The following is a 19,508-nucleotide window of genomic DNA, read 5'->3' as shown; positions in this document are numbered from 1 at the left end:
CGCTCTCCTACGCTCATTTTTTTAACCTGGCAGCAGCGTAACATAGTTAAATTCAGTGGTTCAAGAATTAAAAAAGGGCGCACTTTACATGCGCCCTTTTTTAGCGTGAGAGGTAGAACAATTTTTAAAAACCTAAACCAAATCCAAAACCACCAAGCGGTGTTCCTACATCAAATCCTATTCCTGGGCCATAATAACCACCGTAATAGTCATTGTAATAACGACGACCATATGCACGTGGATAGTAATAATCGGCATCATCATAATAGTATTCTGGCTCGGTATATTCTCGCACTATTTGGCGGGAACGTGGATAGTACTCACGAGCACTATAAGGCCGCATTCTTGCTGGAGCATTTTGCTCAATCGTCTCATCAATGATCTTGCCAAAATAACGCTCAATATAATCTTTCATTTCATCTTTAGTGAGAATGTTATCATTTTCTTGTATTGCTACACCGCCATGAAAAAGAACTAATTTGCTACCGTTTTCTTTTGCTGCTTTATATGCCATGCCAATTTCCGGAAAGCGCGAACTATTTACCCCGACAAAAGCAACCATTGCATCTTTATAACGAGGCTTTTGGCTTAATTGCAAAAATGCTCTTTTCATGTCTTCTGCTTTGGTTTGATCATTAGCTGCTTCGTGCGAATTGAAATGAACTACTGCTAAATTATGGCTATTAAGAATCGAGCGGAATTCATTAAGCGAGCGGGGAATAAATAATTCAGCAAAAATAGTTTGTGAACAGATCGCTGCAACAAGCAGAACTATTTTCATATTGAGTATTTTCATAAAGATCTCCTTATTTTTTTATATCTGATAGTACTTTTTTGCATGGTTTATTTTGTATTGCTCCCGAAAGCACGTTTTCGATAAACAGTTGAACTTTATAGATATATTTATCAGGAATAAAAAAGACAGAATCAAAATGCCGTCGTCCCTTTGTTATCCAAAGTCTTTTGTAACCTGCGGCATTATCATATAAATGATGTGCAGCTTCTACCGTCACTTTCTCATCGTTGTAACAGTGAATTAAAAAAACAGGTGCAGTAACACTCTTAATAGATTCTGCAGGATTTACCGGATAAATATACGTATTAGTTGCTGTCGCATTTAGTTGGGCAACCGTTTTTAAAACCGATTTAAGGAGTGCTTGCACATAGGAATTGAACGCGTACCGTTCCAGAAATTTTTTACCTGGTAAATCGAACGTGTAACCCATGAAAGAAAATTTAAGATGATCCATGCACCGTTTTAAAATATTTTCGCTTGTATCGTAGGGGCAATCAAGAATGAGAGCCTTAAAGAAGGGATTTCCCTGACGCTCAGATGCTGCTTGCGCCTGAATAGCAGCAACCGCCCCCATAGAAAAACCGTAAGCTATAAGCGGCACACCATTCAAATCTTCACGCGCGCGCAGATAATTTACCGCACCGGCAACATCAAGCGCTTCATCACGGCCAAAGGTGCAGCAATGCTCTGCTTCAACATGCTCACCATGAGCACGAAAATCAAAAATCATTACATTATAATCGGGAAAAATAAGGCGGCGCATGAACGAAATATCAAATTTATTGCACATAAATCCATGGCAAACAACAATAGTGGCCTTTGCACCAGGCTTTTTTACCAAAATCCCATGACGTTCCAGCGCTTTGCAATCGGTACCCGCTTGCGAAACAAAGGTAACATATTCCATTTGCGCGCCGTCTAAATATTTGGTTTGGTTATCAAGAACCACGCGATCGGGCATAATAGCGCTAAATGAGCCGACTACAACAATCGACCACCAAGCCACCAAAACCACTGTAAATAAGCCGAAAAGTAAGCGTTTGCCTACCTTTTTATACATACGTTCTCCCCTCGCTCGCTGACATATATATGAAAATTTTAGCATTAAATCATTTCTATTTGCAATATTAACAAGTAAAAAAGAGAGCGGGTTTGATATTCCGCTCTCTAAATTATTTATCTACGATTTATTAAGAAAAACTAGGCGTCCTCTTGGTCTAAAAGCTTATTCATTAACTCCTCTAATTGCTTACGGCTCATCGGCTGATTAATGCGCGCTATCATTTTTTGATCTTTAAAGACCATCAAACATGGAATCGTTGGAACATGGAATTCCTGCGCAATTTCGGGCGAAACGCTCGTATCAACCTTTAAGAAAGCCACTTGTTCTGCAAATTGTGCTGCCACTGCCGATAGACTTGGCAACATTCTCATGCAACTTGGGCAATATGGGGCATAGTAATCGATAACTACTAGCCCTTTTGCAGCGTTGATTATTTCTTTTAGCTCCTCTAATTGCTTAATTTGTGGAACTTCAACTCTTTTTTCAGCAATAGTTGGTTTACTTCTTTTTTCTAGTTCCCGAGCAACCGTTGTATTAAACCCATGCTCTTGAAGGAACGAGACGGCATCAAGAGCCGCTTTAATACCATCGCCTGAAGCAACGCCTGCTTGGCGATAGCGATGATCAGTCACATCACCTGCAGCAAAAACACCCGCCAACGAAGTAGCCTGGGTGCGATTTGCTAATGAAATGGTGCCTTCAGCATCCAATTTAAGATATTCTTTGAATAATGCAGCGTTAGGATCGTGGCCGATAGCCAAAAACACACCGCTCACCTGCAGAGTTGATTGCGTATCGGTTTTGGAATCAAAGATTTCAACGCCGGTAACCAAATCGCCGTCCCCAATTATTGAACGAACTTGTGTATTATATTTAACTTCAATGTTTGCATAATCGTGCAAGCGTTCTTGCATTGCCGCAGCAGCACGCATACGATCTTTCCGAACTAAAATAGTTATTTTTTTGGCATAAGCAGCTAGTTGAATCGCCTCTTCTATCGCAGAGTCGCCTCCACCGATAACAACCACCTCCTTATCTTGATGAAATGGTGCATCACAGATTGCGCACGTGGTCACGCCCTTGCCCCAATATTCTTGCTCACCTGGAATACCCAGCGTTTTTGGGGTAGATCCCGTTCCAATTATAACTGTGAGTGCATAGAGAGTTCTGCCATTCTCAGTAACTATCTGAAATGGCCATTGAGAAAAATCGACCCGCTCAACAGCATCACTGATAATTTCTGCACCAAACTGAACTGCCTGTTCCTGCAAATCTCTCATAACGTCTGTTCCCAGAATTTTCGGTCTACCAGGCCAATTTTCGATATAACTCGTTTCGGTCAACGCTCCGCCTGGTTTATTTCCCGCAATAACGATCGTTTTTATTTTCTGGCGAGAGCCATAGAGCGCCGCGCTCAGCGATGCTGGCCCAGATCCGAGTATGACCAAAGGCACTACCCCATCATGTTCACTAATTTTATTCATCGAAAAATCGAATGGCGATTTATTTCGCCATACGTAGTACAATGCGCTCGTTCCACTTGCGCCAAGCAGAAAGACTCCCAAGAACAAGGCAACTTTCAACATCCGATTTTTTAGCATACGCACATCCTTACCCACAATTATTAAAAAATTCTTCCAATTATGTTTCAAGATTGACAAATAAATAAGTAGTTGTGTACCTTAATACCCGTCGTTAATAACAGTATAATTAACTCCTTTAAAAAAAGGCACAAGCGATGAAATTATTTTTGAAAATGATTTGCGCTCTCGTTATCACCGTAGCAGTAGCACCTTCAGTTTCAGCAGCCGATAAAAAAGGCTCATGCTGCAGCACTGAAATGACTAAAATCGATGCTGACAGCTCGCTATCAGTTGGATGCACTTTCTTAAAAGCTTTCAAAATTGCGCTCCCTTACGCAGCACTATTTGCGTATTACAAGTATTTATTCAGCGATGCAAAAACGCCAGAAAACAAACTTGTTGATCTCTGCGTCGGCGTTTGGGTTTATGAGCATATCAAAGATCAAGCAAAATACGTACAAGGCGTAGTAGGCGATTTTGTTGGCAACACAGCGCAACCCGCTTGCTAATCAATTAGCCAATTACCAAGATTTAAGCCCCCACTAAAAATGGGGGTTTTTTTATTTAATTTCCCTTTGCTATTTGCCCACCCAGATTGACTTTTTTTTGTTCTCAGGTACGATATTTTCTACCGCCGAACAAAAAAATAAATGGGTTATTGCAAGAGGAAATCTAATGAAATTGACTAATAGAATTAACATATTGTTGTTGTGCGTGATCGCATCAGCCCCATCAATCGTCACTTCTAGCATCTATGCAAACCCAAAAGCGACTCCTACAGAAGAAAAAGCATCTTCAGAATCGACACACCAAGAAAATTCAGCTCCAGCCGATAGGCAACTACTGGAGGACACGATCGAACTTCATTTGCGTTCAACCCTGGAACTCTATAAAAAGTTTGATTTTGCGCTAGAAAATTTGGCGCAAGTTATCAATAACAATCAGATCCGTGGCTGCGATAAAACAAAGGCTCTTGAGCATATAAAAATGCTCAGATTCAACATTGCACAATTGCAAGGCACCAGCGCCTTAGTAAACGACCCGATGAGCATTAAACTCCTGAACGTGATTTTTAAAGGACTTGCTGACCATTTAAGATTTGTGATCAAACAAAACTTTACTCAGTTTCCAGAGCCACAATTAGAAGATCTCATAAAAAATACGGTTACTCGAAACGCGCCATCTATTGATTCTCTTAAGCTGGATATCGAAGTTAACGAAAAGTTGATGAATTCAATCGACGTAGAAGCAAATCGAGTGGGATTATCTCTTTTTAATCGCGCTTATCGCCGTGTTGAAAAATTTGCTAACGATCACACGCTACTTTCAAAAGGCGGTGCACTGCTTGCTGCAGGAGTCCTCGCCTATCTTCTTATTGCAAACCTTCCCGATAAGATAGCGCCAGAGTGGTTTACAGCGGCCAGAAAAAATACGATTGGTCAAGCTCCAAAAGTGGCAATCGATGGGACTCTCGCTAACGAAGACCATCTCAATAAAGCTGGCTGGATTCAATACTACGGACAAGAACTTGGCTTCCTTAAATTAACACTGCCGCCAATGATTACTTGGGAATTGATTAGGGATCCCCTTAAAGAACGATTTGACGAAACTAAAAAATGGATGAGCCGAAAATGGGAAAATGTACGCGCATACTTGCGCGGTGGACCCGTAGTACGCAAAACCGATCCATGGATGATTGATCCTCGCTATCGCTTCAAAGATATTATAGGAAAAGATCACATTAAAGATCAGCTCAGCCGCATAGTTGAATATTTCCGCAATCGTGAAAAATTCAATAGATCCGGCATGAAACCACCAAAGGGATTCTTGTTTGCTGGCGATACACGAACTGGTAAAACTTTTATGGCTGAAGCATTTGCGGGCGAACTAAAAGATGCATTTGGCGAGAACTTTAATTTCTTGAGTTTCGTCGCTGCAGACATTCTAAGAGATGAGCATGGCCTCAGTCGTGTAATGTTCTATGCTCGCTATTACGCACCATGTGTTCTCTTTATTGATGAGATCGATATGCTTGGAGCCCAACGTGATAAAAATGCTGCGCTCCTTTCTCAGTTATTAACTGCAATGAGTGGTGTAACAACTGATGAAGATGATGCTCGTCCTGTTATCATGCTCGCCGCAACAAATGCTCCCCAGAATTTGGATTATGCATTATTGCAACCAGGCCGATTTGAAAAAACACTTTGGTTTATGCACCCAACCTTAGAAGAACGCCAATATTTCTTGCACAAAGAGCTCGATAAAATCGGGATTATGACCGTTGATGCAGATTATCTGAAGAAACTTGCGCAAGAAACTGAAAGCATTTCTTTCGAAGCTCTACGCAGAATAATTGCTACTGCATTACATTATGCAAAAACCGAAGGCGAGTCACTTAACGAATTTCATTTGGAACGAGCATTTGACGAAGAAACGCGCCTGATTCTCTTTGAAGATCCTCGCCTACCTGCACACGAAAAACATTTAGTTGCGATTCACCAGGCTGGTCATGCACTAGCAACAATGCTTCTTGAAAGTTCGCAATCGGTAGCAAAAGTTACTATCTGTCCAGTAAATATCAAGCCAAAAGAAGAGCCAACATGGATGAAATACGTTCAGGAAAATGAAAAGCAGCGAGAGACTGTCGAGAACGGAAAAGTATTTACATGCCCCAAAGATGGTAAGGGTACGTACAATTCTCACGATGAGTTAATTGCTCAATGCAAAATCGATCTTGCTGGTCACGTTGCTGAAAAATTAATCCTTGGCAATAGTGGGTATACGTACCATAGACACGATAATCAAAAAGCACTTGCTATGGCAAAGTATATTGTCTTTAAAGGAATCAAAGAAAGCGAATTGCCCAAGGAGCAATGCAAGAAATTACAAGAAGAAGCATATCAACTTATGAATCGTTGTGAAAAAGAAGTTTCAGATCTTCTTATGCAGCATAAAGATAAAATTGAGATAACAGCGCAAGCGCTTGAAAAATACTTGAGCTTAAGCGGCTATCATCTTGAATTGATTATGCAAGGCAAACCGCTGACTAAGCCAGAGGCTTCAGAGCAACCAACAGAAGCTGATGCACCTTCACCGTCAGCAGAATCTGCGCCTTTAGCTACCGCAGATGTTAATTTTTGAAAACAAAAAAAAGCGGCTCGCATATTTGCCAGCCGCTTTTTTTACTATACCTATCTATCAATAAGTGAAAGTCGAAATGCGTAGCGCCCTTCTTTAAAGGTCGCGTTCAGCCACTCTTCGACACATTGTACCGTTGTTTTAAAATCTACATAATCCGCGGAGAGAGATAATACATTTGCATTATCATCCTCTTTTGCGATGCGTGCAACAATTGGTTCCCAAACAACAGCAGCGTATATTCCCGGAAATCGATTTGCTGCAATCGCCATCCCTACACCCGATCCGCAAAGCAATACTGCGCCTTGCACTTTTCCGTTTTTAATTTCCTCAACCGCTGCATGCGCAGGAACCGGATAATCTGCGCGCTCTGCGCTTTTCACGCCTACATCAATCCACGTAACGGAACAACCTCCAAATTGCGAAATTTTTTTTAATTGCTCTTTATAAAAATAACCACGATGATCTGCGCCAATAGCCAGCGTTTTATGCATTTTCGCCTTTCTACAAATTACGTTTTAAGATCGTAGGCCAGAATATTAGATTCTTTGTGAGGTTCGCTGATAGCTTCGCCTTCTTGTGTCAGATACCAGCGCACTGAACCAAATCGCGTCATTTTGGTAAAGCAAAGATCAAGAGTCTTTGTAAACGGCGAAATTAATCGATTACTATTGCAATCAGCCGCATCAAATTTTACCAAATATATTCGTTTGAATTTATTGAAGCGCAATCCAAAAAAGAGTGCATATTCACTTGGCAAGTCATCAAGATGTTTCATCTGAACAGGATGGTGCGTCTCATCATCAATTTTCATAGAAACTGAGAAACTTGAATTGCCGCTTGCAGAATCGATCTTGCATGAATCGGATTCACTTACTAAAAGATAAAAAGAAATAAAATAATTATTTTCTTCAAGTTGACGCCTCTCAAACTCAATAGCATTCTCAGCACATAATTCATTTTTTCGCGCGTGCACGCAAGCATATTGGCAACGCACATCATCAGAGAGCCATAAAACATCGAAATGGCCAATTGTATCAAACTGATCATATAGATGCAGCGAACGAATATATCGCGCTACAAGCTTAGCTTCGTAATTAATGGTGCCAGCTTGAGGAAGCTGCTCGATTGCCCACCGGGAATAGCGACAAGAGGAAAGAAAAAAAATAGATAAAACAATAATAGCTCTGGCCATTATCACTAGCTTCATTAAAATGCCTCTTTCTTTTACTCTATAGACGGGCAGCACGTGTAGGTATCCTAAAAAAATCGCTTCTTATTGACAAGAGAACCATGAATAGTATGAAACAATTTATCCAGCTTCTTTCATTGCGCTATCTAAGAGAGGCCACTGAACAGCACACGCTTGGCAGCATGGTAAAAATTTGTTTTTTTTCTATCGCGCTCGCGACCGGTTCACTTGCCCTGATCGGATCGATCATGCGCGGCTTTGAGCAAGCAGCGCATAATACGTTGCAGAGTATTCATTCAGATATTATTATCGAACCTCATGGCTTTCCTCTCGACGAAAGATTCATAGAAAAAACCTTAAACAACTATTCACAAATTATTGGCTATAGCCCTTCAAAAAGTGGGCATGCAATGATAAGTGCAATAAATGATAACAACGTACCTCAAGCAATTATCATTAAGGGAGTATCTCCAGCTCAAGAAGCAAATACTTCTTGCATTGAACAGATGATCATTGCACCCAAAACAAAAAAAACACTGAAAACTCTTTTAAATGAACCATCAATTATTATCGGCTCTAAACTCGCAGAGATGCTCAATGTAACGTGCGGCCATACGGTAAAATTATTTTACGCAACCGATTACCAATCGATTGGAAAAAAAATTCATCTAGATACACAAACGGTTAAAATTGCCGGCATTTTCAAAACAGGAATTGATGAGTTTGATTCGTCAATGGCATTAAGTTCTTTAGAATTCTTTGATCAACTTTTTGATCAAGAAATAGATTCAATAGCGATACGTCTGCAGAAAAAAACCGATACAACATCGGTTATACAATCGCTTAAAAGGGAATTACCCTATCTCGTCCTTTCTTGGAAAGATTTGTATCCAGCTCTTTTTTCAGCGCTTAAATTAGAACGTTTTGCCATGATGGCTATTTTACTTTTAATAATTATCATCTCGAGTATGACGATTGTTGCTCTTATGTTCATGCTTATCACTCATAAAAAATCTGATATAGTGATTTTACGCGCAATGGGAGGCTCGGTACACCAAATTCGAATTCTATTTCTTGCAATCGGAACCTGCATAACGCTACCTGCAACTATTGCCGGATTAATAGGCGCATTCTTAATTGGTTTTATTTGCAAACACTGCATTCATTTGGAACTGCCTGATACTTATTATGCAACCAATTTGCCAATAGATCTTAACCCCATCCTCTTTATAGCTATTGGTTTTTCTGTATTTACCATTTCCCTTATCGCTTCTTGGTTACCGCTCTCAAGTCTCAATCGATTACGTTTATCATCCCACTTGCGGTAAATTATTAGTGCAAAACCGAACATAATAAAAAATTATCGGACAAAAAAGGAGTGGCTTGTGAACTATTTTTACGCAAAGTTAACATCTCGATTACCACAATCTGATCTGAAAAATAAACGTGTTTTATTGCGTGCCGATTGTAACGTACCAATTTCTAAAGGCTTGATTAAAAACGATTTTCGCTTAAGAGCTTTGCTGCCAACGTTGCGTTTTATAATCGAAAAAAAAGGTCGGATCGTTATCGCCACCCATTTAGGCAGACCGAAAAAACAGGAACCGGAATTTTCCACGCGGCAGCTCATTCCATGGTTTGAAAAAAACAACCTGCATCTGGAATTTGCACAGACGATTGATGAAGCAAAAAAATCAACTGCTCAAATCGTTTTACTCGAAAATCTTCGTTTCTTTGCTGGAGAATTAAACAACGACGCTGATTTTGCAAAAGCACTTGCTTCATGCGGCGATTATTATGTGTGCGATGCTTTTGGAACGGTGCATCGCAACCATGCCTCATTAACACAAACCCCTCTGTATTTTTCTCCTCAGTATCGCACCATCGGATTTTTAATTGAGCGAGAGATTAAAGCGCTCAATAAACTTCTTGATAATCCTGCGCAACCATTTCTCGTACTGCTTGGCGGAAATAAAATTGAAACAAAATTACCGCTCATCAAATCCCTTCTCGAGCAAGATGCATCAATCTTTCTTCTGCCTGCTTTAGTTTTTACTTTTCTTGCTGCTCAAAATAAAGAAGCAGGAAAATCATTAATTGATGAAAATGAACTCGCTGCAGCAAAAAAATTATTGGATGATAAAAAGACAAAAGAAAAACTCTTATTTCCTATTGATTACTTAATCGCAGATAATGATGCAAATGGCCAGCTTTCGTTTTTCAAAGCTGATACGTTCCCTGCAGATGGCTACGGTATTTCGGTGGGCCCAGAAACAGTTTCTTTAGTAACCCAAAAAATCGCTTCTGCTCGTTCAATATTTTTTAATGCGGCTGTGGGATTTAAGGAGCGCCCCGAGACGCTCCTTCCGATTAATAAAATACTTTCAGCGCTGGCACAAAGCAATGCATACACAGTTATTGGCGGTGGCGATTCGGTCGAATACGCATTTGATGCTGGTGTTGCTGAGCAGATTAAATTTCTTTCCACCGGAGGCGGCGCAGCGCTTGCCTATTTAAGTAAAGCAGATCTTCCAGGGCTTGATCCGTTTATTACGCAATCGGGCAAAAGCTAAAAAGATGAATACTATTTAATATATGCTCATCAAGCTCTTTTGATTGCTCGTCAGCCCGCTCAAAAAGCAAAATACCTTTGTTATAGTGCTTGATAGGCCAAGAATAGTATTCTGGTTTCTCGATGTGTAGTTGCTCGGCCAATTCGTGAATCATTCGAGCCTCATCACCCTTACTTCTTTCAATACTTTTGTGCTCAATTGAACGAACGCGTTTATTGAAATCAGTATCTGAGCAGAATGCGCTATAATCATCTGGGGTATGCCAAATCGTGCTTCCATTACCATTGGCATATTTTGCATGCTCGAGTCGATGAATACCGGCAACACCCTTAAGGCAGTCAAAGTCTGCATTATCTACAATATAGGCGCCTTTATGCAAATTAAATCCCTGTTCATGGCAAAGATCGTGCAGAAGAAATGCAGCGATATTATCTCTGCCATGCAGCATCATCATTTTGCGCGGCATTTCATTTAAATATCGTAAAATGTCATTGTGTTTATTTAAATTTTGTATCGGCTCCATAGTACCTACCCTTTTTTAGAGGTTTTGCTTCAAACAGGGCCTTTTTTCCCCTGTCGTTTCCTCATCCTACTATGTAAGTCCCCCTTAGGCAAATGCCCCAATTTTTGCTTTATATATTAAGCATTTTTTAGAATGCATCGAGCAAAATTGGTGTAAGTGCCCTCCCTTTTTCCACCGCATCGTCTACTTTTGCAAAATAGTAGCAACTAGAGCACTAAAAAGGCAATAATAACCTTCATAGAGACTTACTTTCACCCTAAAATTCAGGTAAAATTGCTAGAGAAAGGAAATAGTTGTATGGTCCCATATAGTTTTTCTCGCTGTAAAATATTCGTGCTTGCAGGGTTTATCCTCTTTACTATCAGCTTACTACAAGCGCGCAGCCCCTTCCGCACCGAAGAACCGGGAACGCCAACTATAATCACTCATTGGTTAGGTGATTCAAAAAAGCATTCGCTCTCAAGTTTCTATTTACAAGAGGGAGCGCTCTTCCACCTTTATGATGCACACTATTTTGATACAAAAAAACTGACCCCTGGGCCCATCTCATATCGCTATCAACTTGAAAAACATGTTGATGGAACAGTTTTATCCCAATTAATTGAAAATTTACTTGTCGAACTTTCTTCAAAAAAACCGGATCTTACCGATTTTACTATTTTGAAAAAAAGAGATTTTAATTTTAAAAATCATACTGGTTTTTTAGTTGCAAAATTTAAAAATTATCCTTTTGTGTTGAAACTCTTTATAACCACACCAGAACAGTTTCTTAAGCCGTTCGATTATGGTTTTGAATCGTGTTGTTTTTTTATTATGGGCGGTGGCGTCAATCGCTATTTGAGTGGTTTTACACGTCTTAGAAATCTAGATCGTCTTGAAAAACTTGTCGCTCAAAATTCTGAATGGGCAGATAAAGTAGAATTTCCTCGTAAATGGTATTGGGAGCCGCAGCAACAGAGAAAATTTATTATTGAAGGCGAAAATATTGGTGCTGTCGGGAAAAAGCAAACTATAACTTTGCCATCTGTTTATGCGCTTATATGCGATGAGGTATATATTGAACGCACTTTTTCTCTCACAAGTTCAAGCGACCGAGAAACGGCACTTAAATTAACAAATTTTCTGCAACAACAAGTTGATCCACATATTAATAACTATGTTGTGGATGCTGTTACAAAAAAAATTGCGCTTGTTGATACCGAACACTTTCCCACCATGGTAGGCCTGGATCAACCGGAACCATGTACCGATTATGTCAGTTGGTATTTAAGCCTTTCTCTCAAAATGTGGAACAACAGTTTCATGCGTACTAAAAAACAGCGCCTTGCACATCAACGCAGATCTAAACAAGATATGAATTTTTTCTCCGCAACAAATTTATAATCTTGGATATTATTTTCTATAGCAATTCAAAAAAATCTGGCAAACGATAGATAAACACTTTTATCTTGAGCTTTTAGAGCCAAAAAAAATATAATATTCGAGGAAAACAAGATATCATCGCAATTTTGTTGCAAGGAGAAAAATGAGAGGTGTGTTTTTATTAACCCTATTAATTTTTTTTCAGTATCCATTTTCCAAGGCAGAACTTCTGGCAGATTTGATTGAATTGAACTCTGATGAGCAAATACTCTTTAACACCAAAAATTTCAATGATCTTTTTTCACAGGGAAGAAAATACAAAGTCACGGGGCAAATCGAAGAAGCACTGCATTATTTAAAACCCGCCTTACTAAAACGACCGGATGATTGGCCGGCAAACTGGGATTTGGGTGATCTTTATTTGGCACTCGGCGACTTCAAACGTGGAATGGCAGGATTTAAATTTAGATGGCAGCATGAAAAACAATTTCAAGAAAAACTTTGGCGCGGAGAGGATATTACAAACAAAAAAGTTCTCATTTATTGCCAATGGGGACTGGGCGACACGTTTATGTATATTCGTTATGCAATAGAGCTAAAAAAACGTGGCGCTTACGTTATTTGCCAGACGCAAAATCCCTTAGTTCAATTACTGAGCTATAGCCCATATATTGATCAAATAATAACGAAAAATGATGCATTACCAGCTTTTGATTACCAATTGCCAACCACTTATTTTCCAGAAATATTTGAAACAAGTATTGAAACGATTCCTGATGAAATACCTTACTTATTTGTAGATCAAAAGTTTGTCGATCAATGGGCCGCAAAATTAGGGAATAAAGAAAAATTCAGAATCGGTATATGTTGGCAAGGTGCCCTTAGAGAAGACCCCCAAACTGCCGGCCGTGCGATGAAACTCACTGATTTGGTGCAGCTATTCAAGATGGAAAATATCGAAATTTATTCCCTCCAGCAGGGGTATGGATCTGAACAAATAAACGATTTGAACCCTCAACACAAAAGCAAACTGCATATTTTTGATGATCATTTTGATAAAGACAATGGGGCATTTGTAGATACCGCAGCCGTAATGAAAAACTTAGATCTTGTTATAACCATAGATACTTCAATCGCACATTTATCAGGCGCAATGGGTATACCCACATGGGTAATGCTGCAATATGCAAGCGAATGGCGTTTCTTTTTAGATCGATCCGATTCTCCTTGGTATCCAACCATGCAGTTATTTAGACAAACCACCCAAGGTGATTGGCAAACCGTTATTAATAATGTTATGAATGAATTACAAAGAGTCGTAAAATAATTTTTAAAAGCGAGGATGTATGAAGCTTAATTTTTTAATCATTCTACTAGCAAGTAGCTTTGCGCTGCACGCAGATCGTGCATTATCGGACCACTCAGCAAATGAACTATGCAAACTTGGCAAAGAGTATCGCACGCAAGGGAATTATCAAAAAGCACTCGCATGTTTCCGTGTCGCTCATACTAAAGATCCACAAGATAAAGAAGCATCGCTCGAACTGGCACTAGCGCATCTTGCTTGCGAACATTTTAATAAAGGGTTTGAACTCCTTGATAACCATTTCAGAACCTTCTCTTTTTTGGAAAAACAGTGGCACGGCCAGGATCTTAATGGAAAACGGCTATTAATTCACACACCATCTTGGGGATATGGCGACCTATTTATGTTTCTTAGATTCGCAAAAGAACTTAAAAACCGCGGTGCTTCGATCGTGATTTTTGCTGATAATATAATAATGCCTTTCGCGCAAATGCAAAACTACATAGGCGAAACCATCATTATCAATAACGGAACGTTAAATGATTCCTATTTAGCAAATATCGTAGTTTTTGAAAGAAGCAAGCTTCCTGCTTTCGATTACGAAACTCATTTGTGCAGCCTACCTGCTTTAATGAAAACAACCGCAAAAACAATTCCTCAACCCCCCTACATTCAAGCTGCTCAAGAGCAAATCGATTATTGGGCAAAAAAAATGAGTTGTGACCCGCAATACAAAGTGGGCTTATGCTGGTGCGGCACTGCACGCGATGATGCACAGCTTATGCAACGATCTATGGCATTCGATTATTTAAAACCACTTTTTGAAAAAAAGGGATGCAGCTTTTATAATCTTCAAGTTGGTGATGCATTCTGCAAACTGAACAAAGATGATCGTAGCAATCTTATAATTTTAGACGAAGAGCTTGATAAAAAAACGGGCGCATTTGTTGATACCGCAGCAATTATTGCAAACCTTGATCTTGTAATTACCGTTGATACTTCAATTGCCCATTTAGCTGGTGCTATGGCAAAACCGGTTTTTGTGCTCCTTCCATTTGCAGCAGAATGGCGCTATGGCATGAAACGAAGTGATTCACTCTGGTATCCTACCATGCGCTTATTTCGCCAAACCTCCGCAGGCGATTGGGCATCAACGGTACGAGAAGCTTGCAACTCACTTGATACATTGCTGAATGCAGATTGCTAAGGCACTTTGCACAAACCTAATCATTGACAAGAAACTCATCCAAAATGCTATGGTGAATCTGTAAATAGTCACTTAGTTTCGCAGGGGGTAAAAGTGAGCAAGTGCAGTAGATTCACCATCGTATTATTGATCAGTTCACGCATACTTTGGGCAGAACAATATCAGGATATCATAGTAAATAATCAAATTATAAGCCCGGGAGTTAGAGAGTCGGCAACTCGTTACGCCGCAATCAAAGAGCATTTAAAAATGTATAAGCGCCCCTTCACTATATTGGATATTGGAGCCGCTCAAGGGTATTTTTCATTTAGAACAGCTCACGACTTTCCCAGTTCCTCTGCTGTTATGATTGAAGGTGAATACTTAAACGTATCATTCAACGCTTCAAACAAACTCGAAGAGCTCTGCGCCCTTAATACCGATCTTAAAAATATTATTTATCTAAAAAAACATATGAACCCTTCCGATTTTCGACGCCTTGCTGAATGTGAGCATTTTGATGTAGTGCTTTGCTTGAATGTTATTCACCATTTTGGAAAAGAGTGGCAAACCGTTGCGCAAGCGGTCTTTAAAATGGGCGACTACGTTATTATAGAAACGCCCCCCTCAACCGATAAAGTCTTCATGAATAATTCCGAGATCAAAGCGATTGAAGATTTCTTAAAAGCTAAAAAAGGGAAGGTGATTGCAGAGACGCCACGGCACACCGATCCAAACGCGATGGCGCTCATGCAGATTTTTGAAACACCAAAAAAAGAGTTACCGGTTAAACATTGGTTTTATGGCAATACGGCAAATGCAGAGAGCGTTTCTTATGAAATTGATAGCACATTCGAGAAAAAAAATCTTTTAAAAAAACATAACGGAAAAGTGCGTAAAACCGAATGGCTCCCCGGCATTAATTTAGTAACGTTCAAAGCTCTCAGTGGAGTTTGGCCAAACACGCCGCAGCTAATTTCGTCATTGGTTGAATTTGCAAACATAAAACATAGAGATTTATTGCCCTGGAATATTTTAGTGCAGGGCAACGACCTTGCAGCATTCGATGATGACGGAGAAGTTTTTGCTGATCCCGTTTGCAGTTTGCTGCAAACAATCAGATTTGCAGCACTTAATACCTATAGTTCAGTTGAAAATTTCATTTTGCATCATCTTTATCCGAGAGAATGGCTCAATAACTACAAAGCATGCGCTAAAGGCTCGCAGCCCCTTATGACTGAAATATCATTAGGGGAGTTAGTAGACAAAATAACAATTCTTGAAATAAAATCGGCAAAAACAGCTGATGCCAGTAAATTGAAAAATATTAACTACGAGTTAACAATATTAAGAAAAACATTAACTGATCAAATTAGTAATTCTGATCAATTGGATCATTTAAAAGCCGAGCTTTTTAAAGTTAATCAATTGCTATGGGATGTCGAAGATAAACTTCGCGAGAAAGAGCGATTACTGTCCTTCGACGAGGAATTTATCACTCTTGCGCGAAGCGTGTACATTATTAATGATCGCCGCGCGGAATTAAAGAGAGCAATTAACCTCGCATTCGGTTCACAAATTATAGAAGAAAAAATTTACCAATCCTATAATGCACCCGCATCCATTACATCAGCTATCTAAGCGACAGTTTTTGATTTGCGCCATGATCCAAACCAATTGGCGACCCTGGTTTTTGCGCCGGTCACATATCCCCGTGCCTTCACAAAAAATGAATTCTTCGTTTTGATTTCATTTTTTAGAAATTCCTGATATGCGCCGTAGCGAATATATAATTTTCTTTGTGCTCGCTCAGAGTGTTTATCTTTTTTTAATTGCGCAAAATATGTCGGAGCCTGGGTTTCCAGCGAAGCTTTTCCATTTTTTTCCAAATCAAGCAACACTTGTTTTCCTTTTGCACGATCGACACGGTCTCTCTCACGAACCATGAGATTGGCATAGTAATCTTTGAAAGCTGGCTGTTGCTCAAAGCTAACAAACTGTTTTAAAAATAAATCAAAATCTCGGGCCGCATATTCTGTATTGGCAACCGTAAAACCATTGCATATTAATAAAATTAATAGAGTGAGCAAACCTATCATAATGACCTCCCCTTTGTTTTTAGAGCATTTCGTGCTTCATTCTATTTATCTGATCCTGGAACTCTCGATCTGCCTCCACACGATCCTGCACCTGCTTGAACGCATGAATCACCGTTGAATGATCGCTGCGTCCTAAATAATGAGCAATCTCGTGAAGAGACTTATCGGTAAGATTCCTCATAAAATACATAGCAAGTTGGCGCACCCAAGACAACTCTTTGCTTCTTTTTTTTGATCGTAAATCCCCGAGCGTGTACCTATAATGAGTACCAATAGTTTTTACAATTCGATCAAAATCGACCTGAGATCTTTCACCAGATTCTTTGCTCATACGAACTACGAGAACTTTTTTTGCTAATTCGAGCGTGATTGACTGTTTCATTAAATGCGCAAACGCATTAATCCGAATAAACGCACCCTCAAGTTCACGAATGTTTGAATTTACAGAGGATGCAATAAAAGCCGCTACATCATCGGGTAACTCTTCACCCTGTAGTTCAGCTTTTCGTTTTAGAATTGCTATTTTAGTTTCAATCGTTGGCATCTGCACATCAACAACTAAGCCACTTGCCATTCGCGAACGCAACCTCTCTGCAATTCCTTGAATATTACTTGGATATGAATCACTAGAAAATACGATCTGTTTGTGAGCATCATAGAGCGTATTGAAAATATGAAAGAATGCTTCTTGGGTTTGTTCTTTATTTGAAATGCATTGAATATCATCAATTAAAAGTACATCAACATCTTTATACTTAGATTGAAATTGATGAACTTTATCGAATCGAATTGCATAAATAAATTCGCTGACAAATCTATCCGCCGGTTGGTAGAGAACCTCAACGTTTCTATGATGTAATTTTACTTCATGTGCAATCGCATGCATCAAATGCGTTTTTCCTAAACCAGAACCACCGTAAATAAAAAGCGGATTATATAATTTGCCAAGTTTCTGCGTTACCGCATACGCCGCAGCGTACGCCATATGATTATTAGGACCAACAATGAAGGTATCGAATATAAAATTTTTATTGAGCTGATGGCGTAGAGGTGTGCCAAACTTTACAACCTTTGTACCCTTTTTTTCCTGTAATGGCTCACGTGCAATTCGATGTGCAGGCAATACTTTAATTGATTCATCATGATCGTTTTTTTCATCATGCGAAACAATTAATTCGTTTTCCTCTACGAAAACAATTTTGAGCTGATCAACGTTAAATAGACGACTAAGATGCATATGAAAAATTGCAAGGTAGTTCGTCTTAATCCATTCTTTAATGAATGCATTGGGCGCCTTGACATAAACAATTTTATGCAATGAATCCCAGCGATGGAGACAAACAGCTTTTAACCACGTTTCAACAACGCGGCTTCCTGCCTCTTGGCTTGCGATAACTAAAAATTGTTCCCAAATCGTTGCTAGCACGCTTAATCTATTTTATGAAAAAGTGATACATTTTTTTTTGATTGTATTGCAGTGTAGCACGATCACAAAGAGTTAATCAAGGCGCGCTGTTATCAGGCTGCAAAAGCACTTTTATAATACGCCTCAATGCCGTTGCATATTCCGGCAGCTATTTTTATTTGATTAGTATCTTGTGACAACCAGTCCGCTTCTTGTGGATGGGAAAGAAATCCAATCTCAATAAGAGTGGCCGGCATATCGGTGCCAATGAGTACCTGTGAAATAGATTTTTTTACCGCACGATCCACAAGTTGATAGGTGGGCGAAACAGAAGTAAGAACACCATTATGCACACACCGGGCTAATAGTTCTGCTCTAGAATCAAATGGATAATAAAATTCTTGCACCGCGCGATTATCATTTAATCTTTGAGTAAAAGATTGTTTATGCACAGAGCATCGTGACGACCAATAAGTTTCAACCCCCTGAATATTTTTTTTCCGTGATGAATTGGCATGAATTGAAACAAAAAGTTCCGCGTTTTTTTGATTGGCAAATGTTGTCCGTCTATCAAGCGGAATGAAGACATCCCGATCGCGAGTAACACAAACTTCAAAACCCCTTTGCTTGAGTAGTGAAACAACCTTTCTTCCTACTTGCAGCGTCACGTCCTTTTCTCTTAACGAATGGCATCCGATAGTTCCCGTATCTCTCCCGCCGTGACCAAAATCAACAACAATTCTTTTTTTTTGCGGTTTTTCTGCCTCAGCGTAACGCAAAACTGAATTACTCGCATGCTTTATTTTTTCCAGTACTTTTTTGTTATGAAAACTCATTACAAACCCTTTGGTAGCACTAATGACATCGCATGATGAATAATCAAAAATTATTGATTCAGGATCATAAGCAACCGAGATCCTTAGGCCCCTTATCGGTTTTTCAACTTCTTCTAAAGAAATTTTATAGGATGAATTATTCTTGTCTTTTAAACTGTTTAAATTCTGTTTGGCCTCACGCGCTAATGATGTAAGGGGAAAGAAGAGCACGAGTTCCTTCATTCCCGTTTCATTTTTTTGCGCCGAACGCATTGGCAATTCATTACAAAGCGGTTCAACATCAAAGTAGAACATCACCTTGTCACTCAATTTACCTTGATGGAAAAATGCTTTAGTTACGACGGAAGATTTGTGTAGAGCCGCTTGGCCAATAAAACATGTACACAATCCCATGATCAAACCATAATACTTTTTCATTATCCCCCCCTTTATAATCCTTAGATGCA

Annotated in this window: 17 protein-coding genes; 8 read left to right on the top strand and 9 right to left on the bottom strand. The window is 39.5% G+C overall.

What is annotated here, in order from left to right:
* Positions 1 to 124: 124 nt before the first annotated feature.
* From VHO47_02565 to trxB, 3 genes are all read right to left on the bottom strand, one after another.
* On the bottom strand, positions 125 to 796 hold the full coding sequence (locus tag VHO47_02565) for a hypothetical protein (GenBank protein HEX2977975.1): 672 nt from the start codon (positions 794 to 796) through the stop codon (positions 125 to 127).
* 10 nt (positions 797 to 806) lie between these two features.
* On the bottom strand, positions 807 to 1,856 hold the full coding sequence (locus VHO47_02560) for an alpha/beta fold hydrolase (GenBank protein HEX2977974.1): 1,050 nt from the start codon (positions 1,854 to 1,856) through the stop codon (positions 807 to 809).
* A gap of 140 nt (positions 1,857 to 1,996) precedes the next feature.
* Positions 1,997 to 3,460: a thioredoxin-disulfide reductase gene (trxB, locus tag VHO47_02555; GenBank protein ID HEX2977973.1), complete on the bottom strand. Its 1,464-nt coding sequence runs from the start codon at positions 3,458 to 3,460 to the stop codon at positions 1,997 to 1,999.
* 137 nt (positions 3,461 to 3,597) lie between these two features.
* Between trxB and VHO47_02550 the strand changes: the two genes are divergently transcribed.
* Together VHO47_02550 and VHO47_02545 are read left to right on the top strand one after the other, a co-directional pair.
* Positions 3,598 to 3,951, top strand: coding sequence for a hypothetical protein (locus VHO47_02550; GenBank protein HEX2977972.1), 354 nt, complete (start codon positions 3,598 to 3,600; stop codon positions 3,949 to 3,951).
* Between the two features lie 166 nt (positions 3,952 to 4,117).
* The gene (locus VHO47_02545; protein ID HEX2977971.1) at positions 4,118 to 6,583 is read left to right on the top strand and encodes an AAA family ATPase; all 2,466 of its coding nucleotides are present in this window, start codon (positions 4,118 to 4,120) and stop codon (positions 6,581 to 6,583) included.
* Between the two features lie 50 nt (positions 6,584 to 6,633).
* Here the strand turns inward: VHO47_02545 and VHO47_02540 are convergent, their stop codons facing one another.
* Positions 6,634 to 7,074 (bottom strand): RpiB/LacA/LacB family sugar-phosphate isomerase, encoded by a 441-nt coding sequence (locus VHO47_02540; protein ID HEX2977970.1) that lies wholly within the window; start codon positions 7,072 to 7,074, stop codon positions 6,634 to 6,636.
* A 17-nt stretch (positions 7,075 to 7,091) separates the two neighbouring features.
* A complete protein-coding gene (locus VHO47_02535; protein ID HEX2977969.1) occupies positions 7,092 to 7,790 on the bottom strand; it encodes a hypothetical protein in 699 nt (232 codons plus the stop codon).
* Between the two features lie 92 nt (positions 7,791 to 7,882).
* Here VHO47_02535 and VHO47_02530 point away from each other — a divergent pair, with 92 nt between their 5' ends.
* Positions 7,883 to 9,100: an FtsX-like permease family protein gene (locus tag VHO47_02530; GenBank protein HEX2977968.1), complete on the top strand. Its 1,218-nt coding sequence runs from the start codon at positions 7,883 to 7,885 to the stop codon at positions 9,098 to 9,100.
* A gap of 57 nt (positions 9,101 to 9,157) precedes the next feature.
* On the top strand, positions 9,158 to 10,345 hold the full coding sequence (locus VHO47_02525) for a phosphoglycerate kinase (protein ID HEX2977967.1): 1,188 nt from the start codon (positions 9,158 to 9,160) through the stop codon (positions 10,343 to 10,345).
* On the opposite strand, the gene VHO47_02520 is transcribed toward VHO47_02525, so the two are convergent.
* Positions 10,323 to 10,868, bottom strand: a complete 546-nt coding sequence (locus tag VHO47_02520; protein ID HEX2977966.1) for a hypothetical protein — start codon at positions 10,866 to 10,868, stop codon at positions 10,323 to 10,325. The genes VHO47_02525 and VHO47_02520 overlap by 23 nt on opposite strands.
* 297 nt (positions 10,869 to 11,165) lie before the next feature.
* On the opposite strand from VHO47_02520, the gene VHO47_02515 reads away from it, so the two are divergent.
* The 4 genes from VHO47_02515 to VHO47_02500 all read left to right on the top strand — a co-directional run bounded on the left by VHO47_02515 (position 11,166) and on the right by VHO47_02500 (position 16,363).
* Entirely contained in the window at positions 11,166 to 12,251 is a 1,086-nt protein-coding gene (locus VHO47_02515) for a hypothetical protein (protein ID HEX2977965.1), read from the top strand.
* Between the two features lie 142 nt (positions 12,252 to 12,393).
* Positions 12,394 to 13,557 (top strand): hypothetical protein, encoded by a 1,164-nt coding sequence (locus VHO47_02510; GenBank protein HEX2977964.1) that lies wholly within the window; start codon positions 12,394 to 12,396, stop codon positions 13,555 to 13,557.
* A 19-nt stretch (positions 13,558 to 13,576) separates the two neighbouring features.
* Positions 13,577 to 14,743, top strand: coding sequence for a hypothetical protein (locus VHO47_02505; protein ID HEX2977963.1), 1,167 nt, complete (start codon positions 13,577 to 13,579; stop codon positions 14,741 to 14,743).
* Between the two features lie 93 nt (positions 14,744 to 14,836).
* Complete coding sequence (locus VHO47_02500) at positions 14,837 to 16,363, top strand: DUF6165 family protein (GenBank protein ID HEX2977962.1); 1,527 nt, start codon at positions 14,837 to 14,839, stop codon at positions 16,361 to 16,363.
* On the opposite strand, the gene VHO47_02495 is transcribed toward VHO47_02500, so the two are convergent.
* From VHO47_02495 to VHO47_02485, 3 genes are all read right to left on the bottom strand, one after another.
* Positions 16,360 to 16,821 (bottom strand): hypothetical protein, encoded by a 462-nt coding sequence (locus VHO47_02495; GenBank protein ID HEX2977961.1) that lies wholly within the window; start codon positions 16,819 to 16,821, stop codon positions 16,360 to 16,362. The two genes, VHO47_02500 and VHO47_02495, sit on opposite strands and share 4 nt — an antisense overlap.
* Before the next feature lie 19 nt (positions 16,822 to 16,840).
* Positions 16,841 to 18,247 (bottom strand): chromosomal replication initiator protein DnaA, encoded by a 1,407-nt coding sequence (dnaA, locus tag VHO47_02490; GenBank protein ID HEX2977960.1) that lies wholly within the window; start codon positions 18,245 to 18,247, stop codon positions 16,841 to 16,843.
* A gap of 92 nt (positions 18,248 to 18,339) precedes the next feature.
* Positions 18,340 to 19,479: an N-acetylmuramoyl-L-alanine amidase gene (locus VHO47_02485; protein ID HEX2977959.1), complete on the bottom strand. Its 1,140-nt coding sequence runs from the start codon at positions 19,477 to 19,479 to the stop codon at positions 18,340 to 18,342.
* Positions 19,480 to 19,508 lie beyond the last annotated feature (29 nt).

It is taken from the genome of Candidatus Babeliales bacterium, from assembly GCA_036260945.1.
Lineage (GTDB): Bacteria > Babelota > Babeliae > Babelales > JACPOV01 > JACPOV01.
Note: the sequence above shows the minus strand (reverse complement) of the source record. Positions and strands in the feature narration are given on the sequence as shown.